The organism is Rhodoferax sp. GW821-FHT10B06 (assembly GCF_059415605.1).
In genome coordinates, this window is the sequence record NZ_JBWKNO010000009.1 from 32,244 (window position 1) to 52,006 (window position 19,763).

At 61.4% G+C, this 19,763-nt stretch carries 17 protein-coding genes and 1 riboswitch; of the genes, 11 read left to right on the top strand and 6 right to left on the bottom strand.

Annotated features, from left to right (window positions below):
- Positions 1-15 precede the first annotated feature (15 nt).
- The 3 genes from AC07O2_RS15145 to AC07O2_RS15155 all read left to right on the top strand — a co-directional run bounded on the left by AC07O2_RS15145 (position 16) and on the right by AC07O2_RS15155 (position 4,223).
- On the top strand, positions 16-2,601 hold the full coding sequence (locus AC07O2_RS15145) for a circularly permuted type 2 ATP-grasp protein (RefSeq protein WP_495076574.1): 2,586 nt from the start codon (positions 16-18) through the stop codon (positions 2,599-2,601).
- 59 nt (positions 2,602-2,660) lie between these two features.
- Complete coding sequence (locus AC07O2_RS15150) at positions 2,661-3,674, top strand: transglutaminase family protein (protein ID WP_495076724.1); 1,014 nt, start codon at positions 2,661-2,663, stop codon at positions 3,672-3,674.
- A 90-nt stretch (positions 3,675-3,764) separates the two neighbouring features.
- Positions 3,765-4,223 (top strand): RidA family protein, encoded by a 459-nt coding sequence (locus AC07O2_RS15155; protein ID WP_495076575.1) that lies wholly within the window; start codon positions 3,765-3,767, stop codon positions 4,221-4,223.
- 12 nt (positions 4,224-4,235) lie between these two features.
- Here AC07O2_RS15155 and AC07O2_RS15160 read toward each other — a convergent pair whose 3' ends face one another.
- The 4 genes from AC07O2_RS15160 to AC07O2_RS15175 all read right to left on the bottom strand — a co-directional run bounded on the left by AC07O2_RS15160 (position 4,236) and on the right by AC07O2_RS15175 (position 11,415).
- A complete protein-coding gene (locus tag AC07O2_RS15160; RefSeq protein ID WP_495076576.1) occupies positions 4,236-6,014 on the bottom strand; it encodes a methyl-accepting chemotaxis protein in 1,779 nt (592 codons plus the stop codon).
- A gap of 94 nt (positions 6,015-6,108) precedes the next feature.
- Positions 6,109-8,451 (bottom strand): DNA topoisomerase IV subunit A, encoded by a 2,343-nt coding sequence (parC, locus tag AC07O2_RS15165; RefSeq protein WP_495076725.1) that lies wholly within the window; start codon positions 8,449-8,451, stop codon positions 6,109-6,111.
- 173 nt (positions 8,452-8,624) lie between these two features.
- Positions 8,625-9,389 carry a lytic transglycosylase domain-containing protein gene (locus AC07O2_RS15170; protein WP_495076577.1) on the bottom strand — a complete coding sequence of 255 codons (765 nt, stop codon included), beginning with the start codon at positions 9,387-9,389 and terminating at the stop codon, positions 8,625-8,627.
- Positions 9,390-9,438: 49 nt separating this feature from the next.
- Positions 9,439-11,415 (bottom strand): DNA topoisomerase IV subunit B, encoded by a 1,977-nt coding sequence (locus tag AC07O2_RS15175; protein WP_495076578.1) that lies wholly within the window; start codon positions 11,413-11,415, stop codon positions 9,439-9,441.
- Positions 11,416-11,504: 89 nt separating this feature from the next.
- Between AC07O2_RS15175 and AC07O2_RS15180 the strand changes: the two genes are divergently transcribed.
- From AC07O2_RS15180 to AC07O2_RS15215, 8 genes are all read left to right on the top strand, one after another.
- Positions 11,505-12,728 (top strand): MFS transporter, encoded by a 1,224-nt coding sequence (locus AC07O2_RS15180; protein ID WP_495076579.1) that lies wholly within the window; start codon positions 11,505-11,507, stop codon positions 12,726-12,728.
- 3 nt (positions 12,729-12,731) lie between these two features.
- Positions 12,732-12,857 carry a hypothetical protein gene (locus AC07O2_RS15185; RefSeq protein WP_495076580.1) on the top strand — a complete coding sequence of 42 codons (126 nt, stop codon included), beginning with the start codon at positions 12,732-12,734 and terminating at the stop codon, positions 12,855-12,857.
- A 145-nt stretch (positions 12,858-13,002) separates the two neighbouring features.
- Positions 13,003-13,884, top strand: coding sequence for a 4-hydroxy-tetrahydrodipicolinate synthase (gene dapA, locus AC07O2_RS15190; protein WP_495076581.1), 882 nt, complete (start codon positions 13,003-13,005; stop codon positions 13,882-13,884).
- Between the two features lie 91 nt (positions 13,885-13,975).
- A complete protein-coding gene (bamC, locus tag AC07O2_RS15195) occupies positions 13,976-15,055 on the top strand; it encodes an NlpB/DapX family lipoprotein (RefSeq protein ID WP_495076582.1) in 1,080 nt (359 codons plus the stop codon).
- A 20-nt stretch (positions 15,056-15,075) separates the two neighbouring features.
- Positions 15,076-15,852, top strand: coding sequence for an MBL fold metallo-hydrolase (locus tag AC07O2_RS15200; RefSeq protein WP_495076583.1), 777 nt, complete (start codon positions 15,076-15,078; stop codon positions 15,850-15,852).
- A 29-nt stretch (positions 15,853-15,881) separates the two neighbouring features.
- Positions 15,882-16,056, top strand: a riboswitch (yybP-ykoY riboswitch).
- A gap of 5 nt (positions 16,057-16,061) precedes the next feature.
- Entirely contained in the window at positions 16,062-16,637 is a 576-nt protein-coding gene (locus tag AC07O2_RS15205) for a TMEM165/GDT1 family protein (RefSeq protein ID WP_495076584.1), read from the top strand.
- Between the two features lie 24 nt (positions 16,638-16,661).
- Complete coding sequence (locus AC07O2_RS15210; RefSeq protein ID WP_495076585.1) at positions 16,662-17,609, top strand: cation diffusion facilitator family transporter; 948 nt, start codon at positions 16,662-16,664, stop codon at positions 17,607-17,609.
- A 133-nt stretch (positions 17,610-17,742) separates the two neighbouring features.
- Complete coding sequence (locus AC07O2_RS15215) at positions 17,743-17,988, top strand: hypothetical protein (RefSeq protein WP_495076586.1); 246 nt, start codon at positions 17,743-17,745, stop codon at positions 17,986-17,988.
- A gap of 92 nt (positions 17,989-18,080) precedes the next feature.
- Here AC07O2_RS15215 and AC07O2_RS15220 read toward each other — a convergent pair whose 3' ends face one another.
- Complete coding sequence (locus tag AC07O2_RS15220) at positions 18,081-18,590, bottom strand: hypothetical protein (protein WP_495076587.1); 510 nt, start codon at positions 18,588-18,590, stop codon at positions 18,081-18,083.
- A 6-nt stretch (positions 18,591-18,596) separates the two neighbouring features.
- Positions 18,597-19,715 carry a JmjC domain-containing protein gene (locus tag AC07O2_RS15225; RefSeq protein ID WP_495076588.1) on the bottom strand — a complete coding sequence of 373 codons (1,119 nt, stop codon included), beginning with the start codon at positions 19,713-19,715 and terminating at the stop codon, positions 18,597-18,599.
- Positions 19,716-19,763: the final 48 nt, after the last annotated feature.

Here is a 19,763-nt window from a genome sequence, read left to right on the forward strand (position 1 = left end):
CTATTTCAAATGCCCATGTCGCAGGACCCACGAGCCCTGGCGTCTGTGCTTGCGCGCAGCGCAGCCCTAGGGCATTTTGATGAGTTACGCGGCCAAGCCAGGGCATCCGACGCCAGTCCGCACAAGTCCGCCGCCGAGCGCGCGCCCCTGGTACCCGAGTGGAACCATTTCTTTGAACACCTGGGCTCCAGCGGCTTTGCCGACCTGAACCGGCGCACCGAACAGTTGCGGCGCCAGATCCACGACAACGGCGTCACCTACAACGTTTATGCCGACCCGGAGAACCCACAGCGGCCCTGGTCGCTGGACCTGTTCCCGCTGATCGTCACCCCGGAAAGCTGGCAGCAAATCGAAACCGGCGTGCTGCAACGTGTGCGCGTACTGGACCGTGTGTTGGCCGATATCTACGGCCCCCAGCAACTGCTGGCGCAAGGCTTGTTGCCGCCCGACCTGGTGCAAGGCCACCCTGGCTATCTACGCTCCATGCATGGCGTGCAGCCCCTGGGCAGCACCCATCTGCACGTGGCAGCCTTTGACCTGGCGCGCGGCCCCGACGGCAACTGGTGGGTGGTATCGCAGCGCACGCAAGCCCCTTCGGGACTGGGCTATCTACTGGAAAACCGGCTGTCCATCTCGCGCCTGTTCCCGCAAGCCTTCGAGTCCATGCACATCCAGCGGCTGGCCGCTACCTACCAGGCCTTGGTGGATGGTCTCAAGCGCATGAGCCCGGCAGGCAAGGACGCCCATATCGCCCTCCTCACCCCCGGCCCCTACAACGAAACCTATTTCGAGCACGCCTACCTGGCACGCTACCTGGGTCTGACGTTGGTAGAAGGCAGCGACCTCACGGTGCGCGACCAGCGCCTGTACCTCAAGACCCTCAAGGGCCTGGAGCCCGTGCACGGACTGCTAAAACGCCTGGACGACCAGTTTCTGGACCCGCTGGAGCTGCGGCCTGACTCCCGCCTGGGCGTCCCCGGGCTGCTGCAAGTCATACGCGCGGGCAATGTGCTGATGGCCAACCCGCCCGGTTCGGCCTTCCTTGAATCCCCCGCTTTGCTGGGTTTTCTGCCGGCCCTGTCGCGCCACTTGCTGGGCGAAGACCTGCAACTGCCGGCCCTGCCGACCTGGTGGTGTGGCGAGCGCGCCGCCATGGAAGCCGCCCTGCCCGAACTCGGCAACTGCGTGATCAAGCCAACCTACCAGGGTGCTGCCAGCCGCCGCTCGTTTGACGCCGTGCTGGGCAAATCCCTGTCGCGCCGCGAACTGGACGAATGGGCCGGCCGCATCCTGCGCCAGGGTGACGAATACACAGTGCAAGGCTATATGCCGCTGTCGCAAATGCCCACCTGGAGTACCCAGCCCGGCCAACCGGCACGCATTGCGCCGCGCTCCACGATGCTGCGCGTATTTGCTGTGTCGGATGGTCCGCAGTCCTGGCGCGTACTGCCTGGCGGCCTGGCGCGCATGGTGAATGCTGGCGACAGTGTGGCCTCCATGCAGCGCGGTGGCAGCAGCGCCGACGTATGGGTCAAGGCCCAGGGCGAAGTGGACCGTACCACGCTGCTGCATACCAGCCTGTCACCCGAGGCCGTGACCCGGCGCAGCCACCGCGTCACCAGCCGCGCCGCTGAAAACCTGTTCTGGCTGGGACGCTATGCCGAGCGTACCGAAAACACCTTACGCCTGGCACGCGTCACGTTGGAAGGCCTGGGGGGCGAGGACCAAACGGCCACACCCTTCCTGTCCTGGCTGCATGAGATGTCGGTACAGCATGGCCTGGTGCTGGCCGCTGTACCCTCTCCGCTGCAGGCTCGGCGGGTGTTTGAACGCTCACTGATCGCCGCACTGGCCGACCCCAATGCCGCGCACAGCGTGGGCTACAACCTGCGGGCCATCAAGAACACGGCCGCCACGCTGCGTGAACGACTGTCGCAAGAGCACTGGAACGTCATCCTGCGCGCCGAGGAGAAGTTCTTCAGCCGCTGCGCCCGCAATGGCCGTGGCGGCGACTTTTCTCCAATCGAAGCCTTGCAGGTACTTGAAGCCACCAGCACCCATCTGGCCGCCATGACCGGCGCCCAAACCGATCGCATGACGCGCGATGATGGCTGGCGCCTGCTAAGCATTGGCCGCCATATCGAACGTCTGGGCTTTTTGTCCAGCGCTTTGGCACGTGGCTTCAAAACCGGATCCGTGGCCAACACCGGCGGCTTTGAAGCCATGGTGTCACTGTTTGACAGCAGCATCACCTTCCATTCGCAGTACCAGCAAAGCCGCGAAGTCGTGGCCCTGCTGGACCTGCTGGTGCTGGACCGCGATAACCCCCGCTCGCTGGCCTGGGTCGCCCAGACCCTGCGTGGTCGCCTGGCCAAGCTGGCTGGCAGCGCGCCGAATGAGCTCAGCCCCATGGCCCAAAAGGTGGTGGCACCGGCCGACTGGGATCTGGCCAAGCTGTGCAGCGTGGACGCCCAGGGGCACTACAGCCACCTGATACGGCTGCTGACGCAATGTGCACAATGTGCCTATGACACCTCGGATGAAATCAGCGCCACCTACTTCACCCACTCGCGGGACGCCAAGCGAAGCCTGGGAGCCTGAGTTGCACCCGCATGCCCGCCAGGCCGCGCACGGCGCAACCCATTGAAAAGGCCACCAAGATGCGCTTGGAAATCACCCACGAAACCAGCTACACCTACCATCCGGCAGTTGAAACGGCCCAGCATGTAGCGCATTTGCGCCCGCCCAGCAGTGCCCACCAGCAGCTACTGAGCCATACGTTGGAAATCAGCCCCACGCCCAGCCAGCTGACCCAGTCTTTGGATGTGTACGGCAATCTGTGCTCGTTCTTCTCGCTGCAGGCCGCCCATGAAAAACTGTGCGTGATCGCCCGCAGCGTGGTCAACACCCGCGAGCCCGCCTGGGCTCAGAGCGGCGTGCCCTGGGAACAGGTGCGCGAGCGCTTTCGCTACCAAGCCGGCAGCCGCTTCAATCCGGCAGCAGAATTCGTGTTTGCGTCCCCCTATGTGCCGCGCCATGACGATTTCGCGGCCTATGCACGCCCCAGCTTCGCTCCTGGAGTACCCCTGCTGGTAGCGGCACAGGACCTGATGGAGCGCATCTATACCGACTTCACGTATTCATCCGAAAGCACCGAGGTCAATACACCCGCAGTAGAGGCACTAGCGCTACGCCAAGGCGTATGCCAGGACTTTGCCCACATCATGGTGGCCTGCTGCCGTGCCATGGGCTTACCGGCGCGCTATGTGAGCGGCTACCTACTGACGCACCCGGCACCAGGCCAACCCCGGCTGATTGGCAGTGACGCCTCCCACGCCTGGGCATCCGTCTATGTGCCCGACATTGTGGGTGACCAGGGCTGGTGTGACTTCGACCCCACCAACAACCGCATGCCGGGTGAAGACTATGTGACCCTGGCCACAGGCCGTGACTATTCCGACGTGTCACCGATGCGCGGCGTCATCCATGGCGGCGCCAGCCACACCTTGCGCGTCGCCGTCACCGTGATGCCACTGGAAGCCGCACCGGTATCCTATGCCCACCTGACCCAACGCCAGGGGCAGACCGGTTCAGGCCAAACAGACGGCGGCGCATCGCAAAGCCAATCCCAAAGCAGCAGCTGGTTGCCCTCGCCCACGCAATGGCAATCCTGAACCGAATCTGCGCCCACTTACTATCAAATAGATAGCTGCCTGCGCAGATAAAACCTGCGCTACAACCATTTTTCATCATAAGGAAGCACCATGGACATTTACGCCAAGCTCAAAGAACTCAACATCACCCTGCCCCCCGTTTCTACGCCGGCAGCAGCCTATGTACCCTTTGTACAAACCGGCAATCTGGTGTTCCTGAGCGGCCATCTGGCCAAGCAGGATGGCAAGGTCTGGGTGGGACAACTCGGCAAGAACATCAGCACTGCCGAAGGCCAAGCGGCCGCCCGCGCTGCGGCGGTTGACCTGCTGGGCACGCTGCACGCTGCAGTCGGCGATCTGAACAAGATCACCCGCATCGTCAAAGTCATGTCCCTGGTGAACTCCACCGCTGACTTCACGGAGCAGCACCTGGTGACCAACGGTGCCAGTGAATTGCTGGGCACAGTGTTCGGCCCGGTGAAAGGCGCGCATGCACGCAGCGCTTTTGGCGTGGCGCAAATCCCCTTGGGTGCTTGCGTAGAGATCGAACTGGTTGCGGAAGTCGCGTAACCCAAACTCGGCTTAAAAAGTCTCCCAGTCGCCTTCGCCACCCGCTGAGGCGCTGGGCCGACTTGCGGCAGCTGCCTTGGGCGCAGCCAAGGTCCGTGCTGGAGGGCTGGCCACCTTCTTCGCTGCCGCAGTTGCAACAGGTTTTTGGGTGGCCAATTTGGCTGCGGGCTTGGTACTGTGGCCAGTGGCAACAGCGGCTTTGGCCGGTGCAGCATGCCGGGACAGCGTGGACTGACCCTGGATAGATGGGGGCACTTTGAACACCGCCACGGCGGATGCCAACTGCGCCGCCTGTTCCCGCATACTGCTGGCCGCAGCCGCGCTTTCTTCCACCAAGGCTGAATTTTGCTGGGTCATTTGATCCAACGTCACCACGGCTTGGTTGATTTCACCGATGCCCGAACTTTGCTCGTTGGCCGCCGAGGTGATCTCGCCCACGATATCGGTCACACGCTTGACCGACTGCACGATGTCAGTCATGGTACTGCCAGCCTGCGCCACCAGTCGTGCGCCCGACTCCACCTTCTCCACAGAACTATCAATCAAGTTCTTGATCTCTTTGGCGGCTTGGGCGCTGCGTTGCGCTAGGCCGCGCACTTCACTGGCCACGACCGCAAAACCACGGCCCTGCTCGCCCGCACGGGCCGCTTCCACAGCCGCATTCAACGCCAGAATATTGGTTTGAAAGGCAATGCCATCAATGACGCCGATGATGTCCGCAATCTTCTTGCTACTGGCATTGATGTCCTCCATCGTCACCACCACCTGCTTGACAACTTCACCCCCCTTTTGCGCCACGCTGGAAGCATTCGCAGCCAAGGTACTGGCTTGGTGTGCGCTGTCGGCACTCTGACGCACAGTATTGGTCAAGTGGTCCATGGACGCAGCTGTCTGCTGCAGATTGCTGGCTGTCTGCTCGGTGCGGGCAGCCAGATCATTGTTGCCACTGGCGATTTCAGCGCTGACGGTCGCAATGTTGTCCGTGCTCTGACGAACCTGGTGCACCATTAGTCCCAGTGACTGGCTCATTGCGCGCAAAGACCGCAGCAGATCGCCAAACTCATCCTGGCGGGTCGAATCAATCTCTGTACTGAGATCACCTTCGGCAATACGAGCCGCCACAAAATTAGCCTGCTCCAGCAACTGCCGGATGCTATTGATCAACCAGTATGCACCGCCCAACAATCCCAGCACCAACAGCGCCAGCCCCACACAGACAACCTGGAACAGCATTGCCCGCTGCGCATTGGTTTCCACCTCCAATCGGGCCTGGGCTTGCTCCTGCATTTCCACGAATTTGCGCTGTTCGCTCAAATAATTGACAACTGCGGTCTTCACCTCGCCTTTCAGCAAAGCTTGGGCCTCGTCGGTTTTGCCATCTTTTTTGAGCTGCAATGCCCGCGCCCGCGAATCCAGCACAAGTTTGCGGTTGGCCGCAATTTTGTCCAGCTGAGCCTTGTCCTCAGGCGACAACTCCATGGCCGTGATCTCTTTTTGGATCTCGGTAATTTGGCTACTGGTCGCCGCAGTCGGCTCCTTAAACGCCTCGCTGACCGAAGCATCCGAACTCATCAAGCCGGCCTCGGCCCGCACCGCATTCAGCGCCGTCAAACCGGCCCACTGGGTAGAACGCACCACACGCAGCTCCATACCCCGCTGCGCCGTTGCCCCTTCAATCGCCAATTTCGCGGAACGAAACCCAAGCAGCCCAACCAACATCAGCACGAGAACTACGACAACCCCCACCGCCAACCAGAGTTTGGCCGCCACTCGCAAATTGCTGAATTTCATGCTGTGCTCCTTGTAATGAGTGCATTCCATCTTTCGCGAATTGTGACAGACATCCCCCGAAAACATGAAGCCGGTATTGCCCCGGTTACATACTCTATTCCAACCTTAATACAGCACTCGGCTTGAACCCCAGATCCGCTAATTTGCCCTTGCGCCCACGCACCGCACGGGCATTGTTCAGGCTACGGATTTCCAGGGTTTCAGAACGCGGTTTGGCCCCACGCCCCACACCATCGATGCGGATGCTGCGCGTGTAAGCCACGGCGCCGGCCAGGCTGTCCTTGTCTTCCAGATCGATCATCATCAGACCACGTCCGCCCTTGGGTTGATTCTTCAACTCTGTGATCTCGAAGGTCAGAATACGCCCACCCACCGATGCGCAGGCCACATGGGTTGCCGGCAGCACTGGCTGGCCACCGCCACCACCGCTGGCGTGCGACGGTGCACACACCGTCTCGCCCTCACCCACGGTGATGAAGGCCTTGCCACCTTTTTGGCGCGACAGCATGTCCTCCACCGTAGCCAGAAAGCCGTAGCCGCCAGAGCTGGACAGCAGCAGGCAAGCAGCAGCCGGGCCGGCAAAATAATGCGCCACCTGGGTACCAGGCTCCAGCTCGATCAGCGTGGTCACGGGCTGGCCATCACCCCGTGCACCCGGCAGCGAGGCGACCGGCACGGTGTAGACCCGACCGACCTTGTCCTTGGCCGTGCCGAACACCAGCAAAGTATCGACACTACGGCACTCGAAAGTGCCGTACAGCGCATCGCCCGACTTGAAGCTGTACTCGGCCGCCGCTCCAGCGGCCCGGTCCTTGGCCCAGCCCTTTTGGGCACGGACCCAACCTTTTTGCGAGACCACCACGGTGACGGGTTCGTCCACCACCTTGACCTCGACCACGGCACGCTTTTCGGTTTGGATCAGGGTACGGCGTGCATCGGCGAACAGTTTGGCATCGGCCTCGATCTCCTTGACCATCAGGCGGCGCAGCACGGTGGGGTTGGCCAGCAACTCCTCCAGCTTGGCCTGTTCTTCGCGCAGGTTCTTCAGCTCCTGCTCGATCTTGATGGCTTCCAGCCGGGCCAGTTGGCGCAGGCGGATTTCCAGAATGTCTTCGGCCTGGATGTCGCTGAGATTGAAACGCGCGATCAAGGCCGCCTTGGGCTCGTCTGCCGTGCGGATGATGGCAATCACTTCATCGATATTCAGCAGCACCATGTGCCGGCCTTCGAGGATGTGGATGCGAGCCAGCACCTTGTCCAAACGGAAGCGCGAACGGCGCTGCAGCGTGGTCTGGCGGAATGTGATCCACTCCTGCAGCATCTGGCGCAACGACTTCTGCATGGGCCGCCCATCCAGGCCAATCATGGTCAGGTTAACCGGCGCAGAGGTTTCCAGGCTGGTATGCGCCAGCAGCGCAGTGATCAGCTCCTGCTGCTCGATACGGCTGGTCTTGGGCTCAAACACCAGGCGTACGGCAGCTTCCTTGTTCGACTCGTCGCGCACCACGTCCAGCACCGACAGCACCGAGGCCTTCAGCTGGGTCTGCTCCAGGCTCAGGGCCTTTTTGCCAGCCTTGATACGCGGGTTGGTGAGTTCTTCAATTTCTTCCAGCACGCGCTGGGTGCTGACGCCGGGTGGCAGCTCATGCACCACCAGCTGCCACTGGCCGCGCGCCAGCTCTTCGATCTTCCACCGGGCGCGCACCTTGAGCGAGCCACGGCCGGTGCGGTAAGCGTCCGCAATATCGGCGCTGCTGCTGATGATCTGGCCGCCACCGGGATAGTCGGGGCCAGGCACGAGGGCAAACAGCTCCTCTTCGCTGAGCTGCGGCGTCTTGATCAGGGCCACGCAGGCATCGGCTACTTCGCGCAGGTTGTGGCTGGGGATTTCGGTCGCCAGGCCCACGGCAATGCCGCTGGCACCATTCAGCAAGTTGAACGGCAGACGGGCTGGCAATTGCTTGGGCTCTTCAAAGGAGCCGTCGTAATTGGGCACGAAGTCAACCGTACCTTCATCGAGCTCGTCCAGCAACAGCGTCGTGATGCGGGACAAACGGGCCTCGGTGTAGCGCATGGCCGCTGCGCCATCGCCATCGCGCGAACCGAAGTTACCCTGGCCGTCGATCAGCGGATAGCGCTGGCTGAAGTCTTGCGCCATGCGCACCATGGCGTCATAGGCAGCCTGGTCTCCGTGCGGGTGGTACTTACCCAGCACATCGCCCACGACTCGCGCACTCTTGACGGGCTTGGCACCAGTGGCACCGTTCGGCCCGCCAAAGCCCAGGCCCATGCGCGACATCGCGTACAAAATACGACGCTGCACCGGCTTCTGGCCGTCGGTCACATCGGGTATGGCCCGGCCCTTGACCACGCTGAGCGCGTATTCCAGATAGGCACGCTGGGCGTAGCCAGCCAGGCTTTGGCCGCCATCGTCCATCACGATCAGCGCGGGCTCTTCTGGCGGTTGCTGGGGTGGCTGTTGAGGCGGGTCTTGCGGCAGGTCCAATTCAGGTTGGTCGGTCATGGTCAAAGCACAAACTTCAAAGCAGAAAAGAAATAAAAAGACAGGGCCGCCCGCCACCGGGCGGCACAAGCAGGCCTAGCGGGAATTCAGGGAGCCACGCGCAGCAATGGGGCGTCTGCACTGGGCGGCATATTGCCGCGGCCAGACGCCCCGCCGGCCAGCTCCATGCGCACGCGCGTCGGTTGGCGGCGCTGGGCCGTCGCGGCCGCGGGCTTCAGGCTGGTGTAGAGCTGCAGCACGTTTTTGACGTAGGCCTGGGTTTCCTTGAAATTGGGAATCCGGTTGCCAGCCTTCTGTACCGCGCCCTCACCGGCGTTGTACGAGGCCACGGCCAAATCCAGCTGGCCGGGAAACATTCGGATCAGATCGCTCAAGTAGCGGGCACCGATACGGATATTCGTCTTCGGGTCGGTCAGCTTTTGCTCAATGCTGTTTTTGGGGTCACCCACCAGGCCATAGCGCTCGGCCGTGGCCGGCATGATCTGCATCAGGCCCACGGCGCCCTTGGGCGACACGGCCGTGCTGCTGAAACCGGATTCGGTGACGATCAACGCCTGCAGCAACTCGTAGTCGATGCTGAGCTTGTTGGCGGCCTCTTGCAAATGGTGTTTCACCAGCTTGTAGCTGGGAGAAATATCAAAAAACGCCAACAACTTGGATGGAACGCCGGGTGCCGGCTGGGCCGCGCTGGTGAGCGGCTGCAAACCCTGGGTGGTGTCAAAACTTTCATCGCCCTGGAAGAACAGCTCGTAACGCTCATCCTCCCGCTGGGTCGAGAAATGCGCCACACCCTGGGGGTCGATATAGCCCCACACATCCGCATGCGCCATCTGCTGCAAAAAGAGTAGCATTAGACCTAAGCAGAATCTGCGGTAGATGCCAAAAGTATTCATGGTTTCATCAGACGTCGATTTCAACCGCATCACCGTGCAGCTCCATGAGTTCGCGCCGTGAACCGGCCTCGCCTTTACCCATGAGCTTGGTGATCAGGTTTTCAGTCTGCTCGAAGTTAACACTCCCCAGCTGCACCGGCAACAGGCGCCGGGTATCCGGGTTCAGCGTGGTGTCCCACAGCTGCTCGGCATTCATCTCGCCCAGGCCTTTGAAGCGGCTGATGCTCCAGGCACCTTCGCGTACGCCTTCCTTGCGCAGCTTGTCCAGAATCGCCGTCAGCTCGCCCTCGTCCAGCGCATAGGCCTTGGACGCCGGCTTTTTGCCGCGCGCCGGCGCATCCACACGGAACAGCGGCGGACGCGCCACATACACGTTGCCAGACTCGATCAGCTTGGGGAAATGGCGGAAGAACAGGGTCAACAGCAGCACCTGGATATGCGAGCCGTCCACGTCCGCATCGCTCAGGATGCAGATCTTGCCGTAACGCAGGCCACTCAGGTCGGGTGTATCGTTCGGGCCATGCGGATCGACGCCGATAGCAACCGAGATGTCGTGGATTTCAGTGTTGGCAAACAGCCGGTCGCGCTCCACCTCCCAGGTGTTCAGCACCTTGCCACGCAGCGGCAAAATCGCCTGGCTTTCCTTGTTGCGGCCCATCTTGGCGCTGCCGCCAGCGGAGTCGCCCTCGACCAGGAAGACCTCGTTCTGCGCCAGGTCGCGGCTTTCACAGTCGGTCAGCTTGCCGGGCAGCACGGCCACGCCGGAGCCCTTGCGCTTCTCAACCTTCTGGCTGGCTTTTTGCCGGTACTGGGCGGCCTTGATGGCCAGCTCCGCCAATTTCTTGCCGTATTCCACATGCTGGTTCAGCCACAACTCCAGCGCCGGACGCACAAAGCTGGACACCAGGCGCACTGCGTCGCGCGAGTTCAGGCGTTCCTTGATCTGGCCCTGAAACTGCGGGTCCAGCACCTTGGCGCTGAGCACAAAGCTGGCGCGGGCGAACACGTCTTCGGGCAGCAGCTTCACACCCTTGGGCAACAGGGAATGCAGCTCGATAAAGCTCTTCACCGCATTGAACAGGCCATCACGCAAGCCCAGCTCATGCGTGCCACCCACGGTGGTGGGGATCAGGTTGACGTAGCTTTCACGCACCGGCGCGCCGTCTTCGGTAAAGGCCACGCACCACTGGGCGCCTTCGCCTTCGGCGAAAATTTCATGGCCGTTGTCAGCAAAGCCCTCGCCTTCAAACATGGGAATCACCAGCTCGCCATTCAGCGTCTGGGTTAGGTAGTCGCGCAGGCCACCCTTGTAGGACCAGGTTTGCACGTCCTTGGTTTTCTCGACCGTCAGGGTCACGGTGACGCCGGGCATCAACACCGCCTTGCTGCGCAACAAGTGGGTCAATTCGGCCATGGGCAGGGCCACGGACTCGAAGTATTTGGCATCCGGCCAGACGCGTACGCTGGTGCCGGACTTGCGGTCGCCGGACTCGGCCTTGCGCACCTGTAGCGGCTCGACCACGTCGCCATCTGCGAAGACAAGCTTGGCCACCGAGCCGTCGCGGTGGGAGGTAGCCTCCAGCCGCAGCGCCAGGGCGTTGGTCACACTCACGCCCACGCCGTGCAGGCCACCGGAGAAGCTGTAAGCGCCTCCTTTGCCCTTGTCGAACTTGCCGCCCGCATGCAGGCGGGTGAACACCAGCTCGATGACCGGCGCTTTTTCTTCCGGGTGCATACCGAACGGAATACCACGTCCGTCATCTTCGATGCCCACAGAGCCATCAATAAAAAGAGTGACGCGGATACGCTTGCCGTGGCCTGCCAACGCCTCATCGGCCGCGTTGTCCAGTACTTCCTGGATTACGTGCAAGGGGTTGTCGGTACGGGTATACATGCCCGGCCGCTGCTTAACGGGCTCCAGGCCCTTGAGTACGCGGATCGAGCTTTCAGAATATGCAGGGGTTGCAGAAGTTTGGGTTGCCATGCGGCGGATTGTAGTGGTTCATCGCCACAAATACTGGATGTAACAACAGCCCAGGCTTCACACTCCGGCAAATTGGCTACAGTACTGGAATGAACCGCACGCCCCCTTCTTTATCCATCACCCAATTGCTGCTGTACGGCGGCACCATCGTCACCCTGTCCATGGGCATACGCCACGGTTTTGGCCTGTGGCTGCAGCCCATTACCCAGGCCCAGGGCTGGACCCGCGAAACGTTTGCCTTCGCCATCGCCATCCAGAATCTGGCCTGGGGCATCAGCGGCGTCTTCGCCGGCATGCTGGCGGACAAGTTTGGTGCCTTCCGGGTGATGTTGGTCGGCGCGCTGCTGTACGCACTGGGTCTGCTCGGCATGGCCTACGCGGCAACGCCGCTGCAGTTCATGGTCAGTACTGGCGTACTGATCGGCATGGCGCAGGCTGGCACAACCTACGCCGTGGTTTACGGCATCATTGGCCGCAATGTTCCGGCCGACAAGCGCTCCTGGGCCATGGGCATCGCCGCCGCCGCCGGCTCGTTCGGCCAATTCCTGATGGTGCCCACCGAAGGCCTGCTGATCAGCCAGTTTGGCTGGCAACAGGCCTTGGTGATACTGGGCTGCGCGGCGCTGCTGATCATGCCGCTGGCCTGGGGCCTGCGGGAACCCGGTTTTGGTACAGGCCAGCCGGCGCACCGGGAGCAGACAATTGCCCAGGCCCTGAAAGAAGCCTTCAAGTACCCCAGCTTCCAGCTGCTGATGGCCGGCTATTTTGTCTGCGGCTTCCAGGTGGTGTTCATTGGCGTGCACATGCCCAGCTATCTGCGCGACAAAGGTTTGTCACCCCAGGTGGCCAGCTACGCATTGGCCTTGATCGGCTTATTCAATGTGTTTGGCACCTACTTGGCGGGAACGCTGGGCCAGCGCATGCAGAAAAAGAACATCCTGGCCTTCATCTACTTTGCGCGTGCGGTGGTCATCAGCCTGTTCCTGCTGGCGCCGCTGACGCCCATGAGCGTGTACCTGTTTGCAGCCACCATGGGCGTTCTGTGGCTGTCCACCGTGCCACCCACGAATGCAGCGCTGGCGCAGATTTTCGGCATCCAGCACATGTCCATGCTCAGCGGTTTTGTGTTTCTAAGCCACCAGATCGGCTCCTTCATGGGCGTCTGGCTGGGTGGCTATATCTACGACCGCAATGGCAACTATGACCTGGTCTGGTACATCGCGATTGCGCTGGGCGTATTTGCCGGGCTGGTGAATCTGCCTGTAAAGGAGGCGCCCATACGCCGTGCCGCAGGCGCAGTACAAGGGGCCTGACGGATGCGCCGCAGCACCAAACCACTGGCCTGGTGCGCTGCGCTGGCCGTGCTGGCCGGCGTGTTCATGCTGTACACCCGGCCTGAGTTCCTGGTAGACATGGCCAATCAGCTATGGGCCTGCTTTTGAATGAAATTGGCCTTTAGCGCAGGCAATACCTGCGCGAGAAGCTATATATTTCGTAGCAAAGCAGTATTTTTCACCCCCGCCACCGAGCACAAACCCGTTACACGCTCTAGTTAGAATGGCCATTTTCCCGTTTGAGACTGCGGACATGACACCCATTACTGGCAGCATCGTGGCACTCGTGACCCCGATGCATGAGGACGGCAGCGTGGACTACCCCACCCTGCGCAAGCTGATCGACTGGCACATCGCCGAAGGCACCGACTGCATAGGCGTGGTTGGTACCACGGGCGAATCGCCTACAGTCAACGTCGAAGAGCACTGCGAGATCATCCGCGTCTCGGTGGAGCAGTCCAAGGGCCGCGTCCCCATCATGGCCGGCTGCGGTGCCAACTCCACCGCCGAAGCCATTGAACTGGCCCGCTTCGCCAAGGGCGTGGGCGCTGACTGCCAGTTGCAGGTCGTGCCCTACTACAACAAGCCTACGCAAGAAGGCCAGTACCAGCACTTCAAGGCCATCGCCGAAGCGGTGGACCTGCCCATGGTGCTGTACAACGTACCCGGCCGCAGTGTTGCCGACATGCTGCACGATACCGTGCTGCGTCTGGCGCAGGTGCCCGGCATCGTCGGCATCAAGGAGGCCACCGGCAACATCGAACGTGCCCAATGGCTGATCCGCGACGTGCCAGCCGGCTTTGCCATCTACTCGGGAGACGACCCTACCGCTGTGGCCCTGATGCTGTGCGGTGGCCAGGGCAACGTCAGCGTCACAGCCAATGTGGCCCCACGCCTGATGCACCAGCTGTGCGTAGCTGCCATGGCGGGCGATGCACGCGGCGCCATGGAAATCCAGCGCAAGCTCATGCCTGTGCATAAAAACCTGTTTGTGGAAGCCAACCCAATCCCCGTGAAATGGGCCATGGCCCATATGGGCTTGTGCGGCGCCACCATGCGCCTGCCCATGACTCCGCTATCGCCCCATCTGCACGCCACAGTGCAGGACGCACTGCGCAACGGCGGCCTGATCTAAACCATTCCGCGACACCTGCCGTAACAAAGCCCTGGGCATCCCGCCCGGCCACCCATTGCGGCATAAGCCCTCACCCTTTTAGGAACGACACGTGAACCATATTGCAAAAGTTGGATTGCTGGGACTGACACTGGCCCTGGGAGCCTGCAGCGTACTGGAAAGCGACAAGATCGACTACAAGAGCGCCTCCAAGGCAGGCCCTTCGCTCGAAGTCCCGCCCGACCTGTCGCAACTTACCCGCGACTCCAAATATGTGGTACCGGGCAGTGCCGTGACCGCCAGCAACTACAAGGTCGGCCAGGTCGCTTCTGCCGCACCTACTGCCGCCTCTTCGCTGGGCGACATTCGCATCGAGCGCTCGGGCACACAGCGTTGGCTGGTGATCAACCGCCCGGCCGACCAGCTGTGGGGCCCCGTGCGTGACTTCTGGCAGCAAAACGGCTTTGTATTGACCGAAGACCAGGCCAGCCTGGGCATCATGGAAACCGACTGGGCCGAAAACCGCGCCAAGCTGCCGCAGGACATCATCCGCAGCACCATTGGCAAGGTATTTGACTCGCTGTACTCCACCGGCGAACGCGACAAGTTCCGCACCCGCCTGGAACGCACAGCCACCGGCGGTACCGAGATCTACATCAGCCACCGCGGCATGGTGGAGGTCTATACCAGCCAGTCCAAAGACCAGACCATCTGGGAGCCCCGCCCAACCGATCCCGAGCTGGAAGTCGAGTTTCTGCGCCGCCTGATGCTGCGCCTGGGCGCTCCGTCTGAGCAGGTCAAGGCCGTGATGCAGGCCGAAGCCAGCAAAGCCGGCGCCCGCGTGTCCACACAGGGCAGCCAGCCCGTAGTGCAACTGGACGATGGTTTTGACCGCGCCTGGCGCCGTGTCGGCCTGACACTGGACCGCACCGGCTTCACCGTAGAAGACCGCGACCGCAGCCAGGGCGTGTATTTCGTTCGCTATGTCGAGCCGAACGCAAGCAAGAAGGAGCCCGGTTTCTTCAGCAAGCTGTTCAGCAAGGACACCACGGCACAGCCGCTGAAATACCGCATCTCCGTGCGCAGCGCGGGCGAGTCCACCACCGTAGCGGTACTCAATGCCGAAGGCGCACCGGAAACCTCGGCCAATGCCCAGCGCATCATCAAGATCATTGCGGACGATCTGAAATAAGCCCAACCGGCTAGCTCCGCTTGCTGCGCTTCAAAAGCCTGGGCAGTGGCAGCACAGGCAATGGAACCCTGGTAGAAGCCAAGACCGGCACGCACACCACGCGCGTGCTGGTCGATTGCGGTTTTGGCACCCGCCAGCTCGACCAGCGGCTGGCCCTGGCTGGTGTACAGCCCGGGCACATCGATGCCATCTTCATCACCCACGAGCACGGTGATCACGTCGGCTGTGCACGGCAATGGGCCGTGCAGCACCGCATTCCCATCTGGATGAGCCAAGGCACTCTGGCCGCCATAGGCACGCCCGACTTTGATGGCCTGCTGCATATCGCACGCGACCTGAGCCCGATCGATCTGGGCAGCTTGCAACTACACCCCTTCACGGTCCCGCACGATGCGCGCGAACCGCTGCAGCTGCGCTGCGTGCATGGCGACAAACAGCTGGGCATCTTGACCGACCTGGGCCACGCCACACCCCATGTGCTGGAGCAGCTGATGGGCTGCCAGGCCATGCTGCTGGAATGCAACCACGACCCGGATCTGCTGGAAGCATCGCGCTACCCCACCTTCCTCAAACGGCGCGTGGGAGGTCTGTATGGCCACCTGGCCAACCATGCAGCAGCGGCGATTGCACAATGCCTCATCTCGGGCGGCCTGCGCCAGGTGGTGGCCGCCCACCTGAGCGAGAAGAACAACCATCCAAGCCTGGCTCTGGCCGCGCTGACGCAAGCCTGCGGCTGCGACACCCTGCAGATCGGTGTGGCCGATGCAACACAGGGCGCGGATTGGGTAGCGGTGTAGGCAGAACTGCCACATTCATCGGCTATCATCACAGCTTCATTGGGGAGTAGCCTCTCATCAGCGCATGGGGCTTACGTCAACATACTTGGTTGCCCATCAACCATGGCGTAAGCGGTTCAATCTTGGCAAGACCTTTGACCATACCGTCCCGGTTCGGCCAGGGGGTGGAGTGGTCATTCGTCTCGCATCTGGCCAAGGAAAACCCACCCATGGAAGCATTTCTCGTATCCACAGGCATCGTCGCACTATCCGAAATCGGCGACAAAACCCAGCTCCTGGCCTTTTTGCTGGCCGCAAAGTTTCGCAAGCCCTGGCCCATCATTGGTGGCATTTTGGCCGCCACCATCGCCAACCACGCATTTGCGGGAGCAGTGGGCTCATGGCTTACCTCCATCGTCAGCCCGGAAATCCTGCGCTGGATACTGGGCGTAAGCTTTATCGGCATGGCAGCCTGGACGCTGATACCCGACAAACTCGACGATGATGACGCCAAGCTGCTGCGTTTCGGTATTTTTGGCACCACCCTGGTAACTTTTTTTCTGGCAGAAATGGGTGACAAAACCCAGTTCGCCACAATTGCCTTGGCGGCCAAGTACCATAGCTTTTTCAGCGTGGTCGCAGGAACAACACTGGGCATGATGCTCGCAGACGTGCCCGCAGTCTTGCTGGGCGACAAATTGGCGCAGCGCATTCCAAGCAAGCTGGTACACCGCATTGCTGCAGTCCTTTTCGCCCTCATCGGCATCGCCACATTGATGGGCGCCGGCGCTGGACTCGGCTTCTAGTAAAGCCATAAAAATGGAGCCTTGATGGATACATCCCTGCTGACCGACAACACCGAAGAAACACCGGCCGACCTGGCAATCAAGGCTGCGGTGGCTTCCAGAAGCACCTGGGTCAGCGTCGTCGTCAACCTGGTTTTGAGCGGCACACAAATTGTCATCGGCGTGTTCTCGAAGTCTCAGGGTTTGATTGCCGATGGTGTGCATTCGCTGTCCGATCTGGTCGCGGACTTTGCTGTGCTGCTGGCCAACCGACATAGCCACAAAGGCCCGGACAAGGAGCACCCATATGGCCACCAGCGTTTTGAAACCGGCGCCTCCTTGGCGTTGGGCCTGTTGCTGCTGGTCGTGGGTGTAGGCATGGTGTGGAATGCTGCAGTGAAGCTGGAGCAACCCAGCAGCATCGCCAGCGTACACATGGTGGCCCTGTGGGTCGCTTTGGGCGCACTGGTGGCCAAAGAACTTCTGTTTCGCTACATGCTGCGGATTGCTAAGTCGGTCAAATCCAGCATGCTGGTAGCCAATGCCTGGCATGCGCGGTCGGACGCGGCGTCCTCCCTGGTAGTGGGCCTGGGCATTGTGGGCAATCTATTGGGCTACCCTTTGCTGGACCCAATTGCAGCCCTGATTGTGGGCTTCATGGTGGGCCGTATGGGCTGGACCTTTGGCTGGGCCGCACTGCACGACCTGATGGACCGGGCCGCAGATGAGCAGGAGGTGGTCGCCATCCGCGAAACCATTGAGCAAACCCCGGGCGTGGTGGGCGTGCATGACATCAAGACTCGGCGTATGGGCGACATGATCGTGGCCGACGCCCATATCGTGGTGCATGCCGACATCACGGTCGAACAGGGGCATGACATTGCGGTAGAGGCCCGGCGCCGCGTGATGCTACGCCACCGGGTGCTGAACCTGATGACCCATGTGGACCCGGCAGACAAACCCGACCTGGACCACCTGGCTGCCAAGACCTAAGCCCACCGGGCATCAAACAGGCAAAAAAAAGCCACCTTGCGGTGGCTTTTAATGTTTCGAGTAATGAATTACTTCGAAGCAGCGCTGGCAGCAGCAGCAGCGGCTGCAGCAGCAGCGTCAGCAGCAGGTGCAGATGCGTCAGCAGCAGGTGCAGGAGCAGATGCGTCAGCAGCAGGTGCGGGAGCAGGAGCAGGAGCAGGTGCTTCAACAGCAGGTGCGGGAGCAGGAGCTGGCTCTTCTTTTTTACCGCAAGCGGCCAGAGCAGCAGCAGCCATCAGAGCTGCGAGTACATAAGACTTGTTCATTAGAAAATTCCTTAGATGGGAAAACAATTTCCGGAAATCGTCAGCACATACAGTATGTCGGTGCGACCGAGTGAAAGCACTCGAGCTCTTTCAACTCAGCCTTAAATTATAAGCTTTTTCTTTCGCAATGCCTAAATACCCTTAGCGGAAAAACCAACAGTCCAGATCACAAACCCAGCACCGACGACGCAAACGCCGGGCTGCCTTTATGCCAACTCGCATCCAGGGTCTGATGCAACTGGATGCGGCTCGCGGCATCCTCCGTGCTCAAACCACTGCAATGCAGCGGGTCCAGGCGGCGCATCATCCATTCCGGGCTGTACAGCGCGCTGGGCAACTCCAACGAATCGGCACTGCGCCAGGCCCTGCACTCCACCAAGTGCGACCAGGTCACGCGCCACTCCACAAAGCGCGCATGGCGGCGCACCACTTCGTCAAAATTCTGGGCCAGCATGGTGAAACGCCGCCCCGAGCGGGCCCAGGACTGCAATGCCGTGCAGACAGCGCGCTCGCCCAGAGGCCAGTCCTCAAAGTTGCTGTCGGAGATGAAAATCTCGCGCCAGCCCTCGTGCGCAGCACAGGCAAAGGCGTCACGCACCAGTTGCTGGAAGGCCACGCGCCCCAGAAAACGCCCCTGGGGGCGCTGCGGTAAAACAGGTTCAGGCAGCGTGTCCATACGACCTCAGTCCGTGTGCACCCAGCCCGATTCGCACCACGACACCAGCAGCGAGTACGCGTCGGTGCTGGCTTTGGCCAGGGTTTTGGCATCCAGCCGACGCTGGTCGGACAGGCGGCGCATCAGGGTCGCATCCTTGCCCGAGGCGCGGTAGCTTTCACCGTTGATGAAGATGTGGTGGGCGTCGTAGACCATGCGGGTGCGCGGGTCCAACACAACGTTTTCCAGCGGCCCGGAAAGCTCTTGCGGATCGAACCAGACGTTGGCTTTGGGCTCGGTCAAAACCTCGCCCAAAGCGCATTGCAAGGCCTGCGGATCGTCCAGCAAAGCCGTCAAAGCGGACTGTGCAAAGTCTTGTAAAGATGCCGGAATGGCACCCGGATTCTCGGTCGCAGGCTGGCCGGCATCGCCGTACAAGGCCTCGCCCACAACGTCATCGGCCTCCTCGGCCATACGCTGCAGCAGCTCGCGCGCCAGCTCACCGCGACTGGGAGCCCGGAAACCGATGGAATAGGTCATGCACTCGCCCACGGCAACGCCGTCATGCGCATAACGCGGCGGCAGGTAGAGCATGTCGCCCGGCTCGAGCACAAACTCCTGCTCGTGCGTGAATTCGGCCAGTATCTTCAGCGGCGCGCCCTCCACCAGCGTCAAATCCTTTTGCCGGCCGATGCGCCAGCGGCGTTGGCCGTGGGCTTGCAGCAAAAACACATCGTAGCTGTCAAAGTGCGGGCCGACACCGCCGCCGTCGGTGGCGTAGCTGATCATCAGGTCATCCAGGCGCACATCAGGCACAAAGCGGAACTGCTGCAGCAGCGCATGCACGGTGGCGGCATGGGTGTCCACGCCCTGCACCAGCAGGCTCCAGCCCGGGGTCTTCAGGGCTGGCAAGGCGCGGCGCTGGAACGGACCGGTTTTCATCTTCCATTGGCCCTTGTCCTGGGTTACCAGGCGCGACTCGACTTCCTCCTGCTCGGCCAGCGCAAACAGCGCACTGCGGTCCAGCAAAGCCTGAAAGCCGGGGATGGCCTGGCGGATCAACAAAGGTTTTTTCTGCCAGTAGCGCTGCATAAACTGCTGCGGGCTGATGCCACCGAGCAGGGGCAGAATCTGGGTAACGTCCATGGTTTTCCTTGTGTGCGTGGTCAGGACGGGTGCCTAAACTGCGACAAT